The 5,160-nt window shown below is 75.9% G+C and carries 1 protein-coding gene; it reads left to right on the top strand.

Features of this window, described 5'->3' with window-relative positions; translation table 11 throughout:
• Positions 1–20: 20 nt before the first annotated feature.
• The coding region (locus tag ACVV2G_RS33185) for an SDR family NAD(P)-dependent oxidoreductase (RefSeq protein WP_453846477.1) at positions 21–5,160 on the top strand (5,140 nt) is incomplete at its 3' end.

The raw sequence follows: 5,160 nt of genomic DNA, 5'->3' as shown, positions 1-5,160 counted from the left end.
TCGCCGGTTATGGGGGGCGGGTGACGGTCGCGGCCGTCAACGGTCCTGCGTCGACGGTGGTGTCCGGTGGCAGGGAGGCGCTCGACGCGCTGATGGCGGAGTGTGAGGCCGGGGGAGTGCGGGCGCGTCGTGTGCCCGTCGACTACGCCTCCCATTCCGCGCAGGTGGATTCCGTGGCCGACCGGATTCTCGCCGATCTCGGGCCGGTCCGTGCGGGCCGTGCCCGGGTGCCGTTCTTCTCGACGGTCACGGGGGAGTGGCTCGGTGAGGGGGTTCCGGACGCGGCGTACTGGGTGCGCAACCTGCGCGACCGGGTGCGGTTCGCCGAAGCCGTGGGCGCGCTGGCGGCCGAGGGGTTCGACGCGTTCGTCGAGTGCAGCGCCCACCCCGTGCTGGCCGGGAACGTCACCCACCAACTGGAGGAAGCCGGCCACGAAGCGGTCGTGACCGGGTCACTGCTCCTCGGCGACGGCGGCCTGCGGCGCCTGCTGACCTCGCTGAGCACCGTGTTCACGCACGGCGTCCCGGTCGACTTCACCCAGGCCTACGCCGGCACCGGCGCCCGCCGTGTCGACCTGCCCGCCTACGCCTTCCAGCGCCGGCGCTACTGGCTCGGCCCGGGCACCGGCACCGGTTCCGCCGACGTGACGTCCGCTGGACTCACCCCGGCCCGCCACCCCCTGCTCGGCGCCGCCGTACGCACCGCCGTGGGCGAGAACCTGCTCCTGACCGGACGGCTCACCCACCACACCCACCGCTGGCTCTACGACCACGCCGTCGACACCCTTCCGCTGCTGCCCGGAACCGCCCTGCTGGAACTGGCCGCACAGGCCGGCGACCGGTACGGCACCCCGTACGTCGACGAACTCACCCTGCACGCACCGCTGCCGCTGCCCGCGCCGGACGACGCCACCGACCTCCAGGTCACCGTCACCCCCGACGGCGCGTCCCCGGGCCGGGCCGTCGCCACCGTGCACAGTCGGCCCACCCGCCCCGGCCCCGACGACCGGCCGCACGCGGACGGCGACGCCACGACGACACCCTGGACCCACCACGCCACGGCGGCCCTCGGCACCGCCCCCACCGCTGCCCGCCCGGCACCCGACTGGGCCGCCACCTGGCCACCCCCGCACACCATCGAGGCCGACCTCAGCGGCCTCTACACCGAACTCGCCGACGACGGCTACGTCTACGGCCCGGCCTTCCAGCTCCTGACCCGGCTCTGGAAGGCGACCGACGGGACCGTCTACGCGGAGGCGCGTCTGCCCGAGCGGGACGACGCCGCAGCCGTGGACGAGGCCGGCTTCGCCCTCCACCCGGCGCTCCTCGACGCCGTCCTGCACGCCGTGGTCACCACCGACGAAACGCCGGGGGACGGGCTGCGGCTGCCGTACGCCTTCGCCGAGGTCGCGGTGGAGGCCCCCGGCGCCCGCTCGCTGCGCGCCCGGATCATCCGCTCCGGCGAGCACGGTGTGGCCCTGGACCTCGCCGACCCGTCCGGGCGGCGCGTGGCGAGCATCGGCACGCTCACCATGCGGCCCGCCGACCTCGCGCACCGCACAGCCTCGCCGGACGCGGCGGCCCGGTCGCTGTTCGCCGTGGAGTGGCGCGCGCCGCACCGGCCGCTGCCGGCCGACACCCGGCCCGCCGGCCCCTGGGCCGTGCTGACCGGCGACGACGGCACCGGCGGTGAGGACGGCGGCGGTGTGTCCGGCCGTGACGGGGACACCGTCGCGGACGCCCTTCGCCACGGCGGCGCCGCTGTGGACGCCTACCGGGACCTGGACGACCTGCGTACCGCCCTCGACGCCGGTGCCCCCGTGCCCGAGACCCTGGTGTGGCCCGTCCCGCGCACGGACGGTGACACGGTGACCGCCGCGCACGGCCACGCTGCGGCCCTACGGGACACGGCCCGTGCCCTGCTCCTCGACGAGCGGCTCTCCGGCACCCGCCTCCTCGCCGTCACCGAGCACGCCACCGGACCGGACCCCGCCGCCGATGTCGCCGCGGCCGTCGTCTGGGGCTTCCTGCGCACCGCGGCCACCGAGACCCCCGGCCGCTTCCGCCTGGCCGACACCGACCGGCACCCCGACTCGCTGCGCACGCTGCCCGCCGTCGTCGCGGGCACGGAGGACCAGGTCGCGCTGCGCGCCGGCCGGCTCCACGTCCCCCGGCTCGCCCGCGTCACCGGCCCGGCCTCCGACACCCCCGCCCCCTTCGGCCCGGACGGCACGGTCCTGCTCACCGGCGCCTCCGGACACATCGGCCGGCTGCTCGCCGGGCACCTGGTCCGGCAGTACGGCGTGCGCAGCCTGGCCCTCGTCAGCCGGCGCGGCGCCGACGCCACCCGTGAGCCGACCGCCGAACTCACCGACGCGGGCTGCGAGGTGACGACCGTCCACTGCGACCCGGCGGACCGCGGCGCCCTGCGCGCCGCGCTCGACGCCGTCCGCGCCGACCACACCCTCACCGCGGTGGTGCACGCCGCCGGCACCCTCGACGACGGCGTCGTCACCTCACTGACCGCCGAGCAACTCGACACCGTACTGCGAGCCAAGGCCGACACCGCCTGGCACCTGCACGAACTCACCCGCGACGACCCGCTGACCGCGTTCGTCCTGCTCTCCTCGGTCTCCGGTGTGCTCGGCGCCGCCGGCCAGGCCAACTACGCCGCGGCCAACGCCTTCCTCGACGCGCTGGCCGGCCACCGCGCCGGCCTCGGTCTGCCCGGACAGAGCATGGCCTGGGGACTGTGGGAGCAGGATGGCGCCAGCGGCGGACTCACCTCGGACCTCACCGCCGTGGACCGGGCGCGGCTGGCCCGCCTCGGCGTCGTACCGATGCCCGAGGACGAGGCGCTCGCGCTGTTCGACCGCGCGGTCACCGAGCCACGGCCGCTGGTCGTCCCCACCGAACTGGACCTGCGGCCGGTCCGTGAACGCGCCGCGAGCGAAGGCGTCCCCGCCCTGCTCGGCGACCTGGTGCCGCCGCCCCGGCCGGTGGACGCCGACGGACCGTTCGCCGAGCGGCTGGCGGCCCTGCCCGCCGACGAGCGCGCCGCCATGGCCCTCGCCCTCGTCCGGGAGTTGTCCGCCGCCGTTCTCGGCCACGCCTCCGCCGAACGGGTCCCCGTCGCCCGCCCCTTCCGTGACTTCGGCTTCGACTCGCTCAGCTCGCTGGACATGCGCAACCGCCTGAACAACGCGACCGGTCTGCGACTTCCCGCCGGCGTCCTGTTCGACCACCCCACCCCCACCGAGCTGGCCGCCACCCTCGTACGGGAACTCGCCGACACCACCTCGCGGGAGGAGACACCGGAGACCTCGCAGGAAGAGACGCCGAAGCCGGCCGCGTCCACCGCCTCGGCCGTCTCCACCGCCTCGGCCGTCTCCACCGCCTCGGCCGCGTCCACGCCCGCCTCCACGCCCGCCGACGAGCCCCTCGCGATCGTCGGGATGGCCTGCCGCTACCCCGGTGGCGTGACCAGCCCCGAGGAGCTGTGGCAGCTGATGGCCGACGGTGCCGACGGCATCGGCGGATTCCCGGCCGACCGCGGCTGGGACCTCGACGCGCCGGACCACCCCGACCGGGAGCACGCCGGCACCACGCACACCCGCGAGGGCGGTTTCCTGTACGACGCGGGCGACTTCGACGCCGGGTTCTTCAGGATCTCGCCGCGCGAGGCGCTGGCGATGGACCCGCAGCAGCGGCTGTTCCTGGAGACGTCCTGGGAGGCGCTGGAGCGGGCCGGGCTCGACCCGGGCGGCCTGCGCTCCAGCCGGACCGGCGTCTACGCCGGGCAGGTCTACCACGACTACGCCGCTCCGCTGCGGCGTACCCCCGAGCACGTCGAAAGCTTCATGCTGACCGGCGGCGCGGGCAGCGTCCTGTCCGGCCGGGTGGCGTACACGTTCGGTTTCGAGGGCCCCGCGGTGACGGTGGACACGGCGTGTTCGTCGTCGCTGGTGGCGGTGCACCTGGCGGGCCGCGCGCTGCGGTCGGGGGAGTGCGACCTGGCGCTGGCCGGCGGTGTCACCGTCATGGCCACCCCGAACCCGCTGCTCCAGTTCGGCCGGCAGAGCGGCCTCGCGGCGGACGGCCGGTGCAAGCCCTTCGCGGCGGACGCGGACGGCATCGCGATGGCCGAGGGCGTCGGCGTGCTGGTCCTGGAGCGGCTGTCCGACGCCCGCCGCAACGGCCACCGGGTCCTCGCCGTGGTACGTGGCTCGGCCGTCAACCAGGACGGGGCCAGCAACGGACTGACAGCCCCCAGCGGCCTCGCCCAGCAGCGGGTGATCCGGGCGGCGCTGGCCGACGCGGGGCTCGGCGCCGGGGACGTGGACGTGGTGGAGGCCCACGGCACCGGCACCTCCCTCGGCGACCCGATCGAGGCGGAGGCGCTGCTCGCGACCTACGGCCGGGGCCGCGCGCCGGGCCGCCCGCTCTGGCTGGGCTCGGTGAAGTCGAACATCGGGCACACGCAGGCGGCCGCCGGTGTGGCGGGTGTCGTCAAGATGGTCGAGGCGCTGCGGCACGGTGTGCTGCCCGCCTCCCTGCACGCGGCCGAGCCGTCGCCGCACGTCGACTGGTCCTCCGGTGCGCTCGGGCTCCTCGACCGGTCGCGTGACTGGCCGGAGCCGGAGCCGGGCCGGGTGCGCCGGGCGGGTGTGTCCTCGTTCGGCATCAGCGGCACCAACGCCCACGTCATCATCGAGCAGGCCCCGGCCGTGGCCGAGCCGGAGGTCGCGGGTGACGTCCCGTCCGTCGTGCCGTGGGTGCTCTCCGGGCGCGACGCGCAGGCGCTGCGGGCACAGGCGGCGCGGCTGGCGGCGTTCGTCGAGGCACGCCCGGACACCTCACCCGTCGACATCGGCGCCGCCCTCGCGACCGACCGCGCGGTGCACGACCACCGTGCGGTGGTCACCGGCACCTCCCGGGACGAACTCCTCAAAGCCGTACGGGCGGTGGCGCGCGGGACCGGCGCCGCCGGTGCGGTGCGCGCCGATGGTGACGGCCCGCGGGCGGTGTTCGTGTTCCCCGGTCAGGGGTCGCAGTGGGTGGGTATGGCGGTGGAGCTGCTCGGTGAGGAGCCGGTGTTCGCGGGGCGGATGGCGGAGTGTGCCGCTGCTCTGGAGCCGTATCTGGATGTTCCGCTTCTCG

The organism is Streptomyces sp. JK94 (genome assembly GCF_053613315.1).
This window is presented reverse-complemented; position numbering and strand designations above follow the sequence as displayed.